We start from the raw sequence: 4,060 nt of genomic DNA, 5'->3' as shown, positions 1-4,060 counted from the left end.
GCCAACGCCGCGCGGGCCTCCCGCGCCGTCGTCCGCGCCGCCTCCAGCTCGGGTACGGCGGCCGTCACCGCCCGCGCCAGCTCCGCCGTCCGGTCGACCCGCCCGGTCGCCGCGGCCAGCGCGTCGTCGTCGACGTCGGTGAGGCCGCGCAGCGCCTGGCCGATCGCCTCCAGCTTCGCCTCGGCCTCCCCGGCCCGCGCGGCGGCCTTCTTCTGCACCTCCTCGTAGACCCCGAGGCCCAGCAGGTTGACCAGGATCTGCTGCCGGGTGGCCGGCTTGGCGTGCAGGAAGTCCGCGAACTGCCCCTGCGGCAGCACCACGCAGCTGGTGAACTGCTCGTACGGCAGCCCGACCGCCTCCAGCACCGCCTGCTCCATCTCGGCGGGGGTGCCCGCGACCACCTCGCCCAGATCGTCCGGGCTCAGCCCGGTGTCCAACTTGGTCACGTCGAAGCCGGCCGGCATGAGCTGCAACCCGGCGTTGGCCGTCTTGACGTTGCCCCGGCCGTCGCGGCGGACCACCCGGGTGGCCACGTAGCGGGCCCCGCCGGACTCGAAGACCAGCCGGACCCGCGCCTCGGTCGTCGACGGCGCGAGGGCGTTGCCCAGCCCTCGCGTCCCGCCCCAGCGGGGCACCGTGCCGTAGAGGGCGAAGCAGATCGCGTCGAGCACCGTCGACTTGCCGGAGCCGGTCGGGCCGACCAGGGCGAAGAAGTCGGCGTCGGTGAAGTCGATGGTGGTCTCGTCCCGGAAGACGGTGAACCCGGCCAGGTCCAGTCGTATCGGCCGCATCAGTGCTCCACCTCGTCGAAGAGCTCGTCGAAGAGCTCGCGGACCCCGTCGTCGGTGTGCCCCCGGTGGTCGAGGTAGTCGGCGAAGAGCTCCCGGGGCGAGCGGCCGGCCCGCTGCGCGACCCGGGTGCCGCTGCCCGGCGTGGGCACCAGCTCCGGGTCGATCCGGATCTCCAGCGCGCGGGGGAGCAGCTCCTGCACCTCCTCGCGCAGCCCGGCGCGGGGCTGCTCCCGGACGAACACCCGCAGCCAGGCGTCGGGCGCCTCGACCTCGGCGAGCTGGGCCAGGGTGCCGCGGACGGTCCGCAGGGCGGCGGCCGCGACCACCGGCACCTCGCGGACCTGCGCCGCCGTCGTGGCGGTGACCTCGACGACCGTCACCGAGGGGACGTTCTCCTGCTCGCCGAAGTCGACCGCGAGGGGGCTGCCGCTGTAGCGGATCGGGCAGGGCCCCTGCACCCGCTGGGAGCGGTGCAGGTGGCCCAGCGCCACGTAGTGGGCGGTGCCCGGGAAGACCGTCGCCGGCACCGCGTAGCCGAGGACGGTGTGCGCGTCCCGCTCGCCGCCGCCGGTGCTCGCGCCGACCACGGTGACGTGGGCGGTGACCAGGTGCACCCGGTCGGGCTCGGTGAAGCTCTCGGTCAGCCGACCCAGCACCCGGCCCAGGTGGTCGGCGTACGTCTGGGTGGCCTCGGCGGCGGTCAGCTCGTACATCTCCACCGCGCGTACGGCGTAGCGCTGGGACAGGAAGGGCAGGGCGGCCAGCCGCCAGCGCTCCCCGCCGGCGGTGGTGCCGTCGACGACGTGCTCGTCCGGATTCTCCCGGACGCCGCCGCGCAGGGTGATCCCGGCGGCCTCGGCCCAGGGGCGCAGCGCGTCGAGGGCCTGGCCGTTGTCGTGGTTGCCGCCGATGGCCACCACGTCGGCGCCGGTGCGGCGCAGCGCGGTCAGCGCCCGGGTGACCAGCCGGGTGGCCTCGGGGGTCGGCGCGGCGGTGTCGTAGAGGTCACCGGCGACGATCACCAGGTCGGGCCGCTCCTGCCGGGCGATCTCGATCACCCCGGCCAGCACCTGCTTGTGCTCCTCGGACCGTGACTGCCCCTTGAGCACCTTGCCGACGTGCCAGTCGGAGGTGTGCAGGATCTTCATGGCAGGTCTGGCCTCTCGTTCGCGGCTGGGGGACGCATCGGACGACGCCCGGTCAGAACGGGATGTCGTCGTCGGTGCCGCCACCGGAGCCCACCACCGCGAACGGATCGGCGGACTGGGTGATCGACCGGAGCGTCCCGGACGGGGCCGGCCCGGCCTCGGAGACCCGGGTGGCCCAGGCCGGGAAGGGGAACTCCAGGCAGAGCGGCACCGGGATGTCCGGCTGGTTGACGAACATCGTGCCCGGCTTGGCCAGCAGCGCCCGCTGCCGCTGGGCGGGCGGCAGGAAGCCGTATTCCGGGCGGGACGCCTCGGCCGGGTCGAGCCGGCCGACCACCCGGATCGCCGAGTTGGTGACGATGCGCCGCTCCACCTCGCTCGCGGTCTGCTGGGCGCCGACCAGGATCACCCCGAGCGAGCGGCCCCGCTCGGCGATGTCGAGCAGCACCTCCTTGATGGGGGAGGAGCCGTCGCGGGGGGCGTACTTGTTGAGCTCGTCGAGGACGACGAAGAGCAGCGGCTTGGCGGTGCCGGACTTCTCCTTGCGCTCGAACTCGCTCTTCAGCGTCACGCCGACGACGAAGCGCTGCGCGCGGTCGGGGAGGTTGTGCAGGTCCACCACGGTGACCTGGGCGCTCTCCGCGGTGTTGATCGAGTGCGGGCGGCGGGTGGCCAGGTCGCCCCGGATCAGCCGGGACAGGTCCTTCTTGCTGCCGATCAGCCGCCGGGCGAACGCGTTGACCGTGCCCAGCCCGACCGCGCTGCCCGCCCAGTCGGAGCGGGTCTCGTCGTCGTTGAGCTGCTCGACGACGTGGTCGACCAGGTCGGCGTAGGAGCCGAGGCGCACCCCGTCGATGCTCACCCCGCCGTCGGCGGGCTGGGCGTAGCGGGCCAGGTGGGCGGCGACCGAGTGCACCACCATCGTGTACTGCTGGCGCTCGTCGTCGGCGTCGGCGAAGACGTAGGGCAGCAGGCGGTCGGCGCAGAACTCGGTCAGCGTCCAGTAGAAGCTGTCCACCCCGGTGAGCCGGCTGCTCACGTCGGGCGTGCCCGAGGAGTCGCCGACCCGGGGCGGGGCGTAGACCCGGACGTCGGGGAACGCGCCGGCGCTCAGGCCGAGCTTCGCGTAGGCGGCCCGGGTGGCGTCGTCGAGCCGGGTGTTGGGGTGGTCGAGGAAGAGCAGGTCCTCGCCCTTGACGTTGAAGATCAGTGCCTTGGCGTTGACCGCGTCGCCGCCGAGCACCCCGGACCGGAAGACCGAGTAGAGCAGGAAGGTCGCGAAACTGGTCTTGGTGGCGACGCCGGAGATGCCGGAGATGGAGATGTGCGCGCCCCGGCTGCCGTCGAGGAAGTCGGCGTTGAGGTAGACCGGCACCCCGTCGCGGCCCATGCCCATCGGGATCCGCCGCTCCATCCGGTCGAAGTGCAGCGCCCGGGCCCGGGCGTCGCCCTCGGCGCGGTGCACCACCGCCCCCGGTGCCGGCGGCACGTAGAGCTCCGGGTCGACCCGGGTGGTGGTGATCTCGGCCGACTCCTGCACCTGCGCGGGCAGCGTGCCGTCGGCGATGGCGAACACGTCGGACTCGAACTGCGCACCCTCGTGCCGGGCCCGCACCTGGGTGACCACCCCGGCGATCGTCACCGGCTCCCGGTCGGGCAGCTCGCGCCGGGTGACCACCACGTCGTCGAGCTGGAGGTAGCTGCCGGGGGAGACCGCGGTCCAGAACTGCAGGGGGGTGGCGTCGACCGTGCCCAGCACCCGGCCGACCTCCTCGCCGGGGCCGTCGAACCCGTCGTCACTCATCGGGCAACTCCGCTCGGCTGGTCATCGGGTCGGGGCACACGCCCTGCATCCTGCCCGAGGAGTACGACAGGTTGCCATGCGACGCGGCGGACGCCACGCCGCCCGCCGGAGCCGCCGTCGCAGCGTGACCGGACCGGGACGGGCAGTGCCGGCCGGGCCGGCCGTGGGGGCGCCGGTTGCGCTCCGGCCTGCGGGGCGGCCAGCCGTCGGACGTGACGGATCACGCCGCCGCGACGCCAACAGAGCAGCGGCAGGCATCGACGGTCCTGCCGCCCTGGACGCTGATGCGCCGAACGTGGCGCCGGCGGCTCTCCCCG

3 protein-coding genes are annotated in these 4,060 nt (G+C 74.0%); all 3 read right to left on the bottom strand.

From position 1 onward, the window contains the following. Positions 1-791: AAA family ATPase (locus tag NCC78_RS28720; RefSeq protein WP_250798435.1), on the bottom strand; the 791-nt coding region annotated here is incomplete at its 3' end. Further along, complete coding sequence (locus NCC78_RS28715) at positions 791-1,939, bottom strand: exonuclease SbcCD subunit D (protein WP_250798434.1); 1,149 nt, start codon at positions 1,937-1,939, stop codon at positions 791-793. The genes NCC78_RS28720 and NCC78_RS28715, both read right to left, overlap by 1 nt. Before the next feature lie 52 nt (positions 1,940-1,991). Then, a complete protein-coding gene (locus NCC78_RS28710; RefSeq protein WP_250798433.1) occupies positions 1,992-3,743 on the bottom strand; it encodes an ATP-binding protein in 1,752 nt (583 codons plus the stop codon). Positions 3,744-4,060 lie beyond the last annotated feature (317 nt).

The organism is Micromonospora phytophila (assembly GCF_023656545.1).
In the GTDB taxonomy this organism is placed as follows: domain Bacteria; phylum Actinomycetota; class Actinomycetes; order Mycobacteriales; family Micromonosporaceae; genus Micromonospora; species Micromonospora phytophila.
Note: the sequence above shows the minus strand (reverse complement) of the source record. Positions and strands in the feature narration are given on the sequence as shown.

Bases quoted from the DNA above. Each gene is read 5' to 3' on its own strand.
- NCC78_RS28710 (WP_250798433.1), bottom strand. From the start codon at position 3,743: ATGAGTGACGACGGGTTCGACGGCCCCGGCGAGGAGGTCGGCCGGGTG.
- NCC78_RS28715 (WP_250798434.1), bottom strand. From the start codon at position 1,939: ATGAAGATCCTGCACACCTCCGACTGGCACGTCGGCAAGGTGCTCAAG.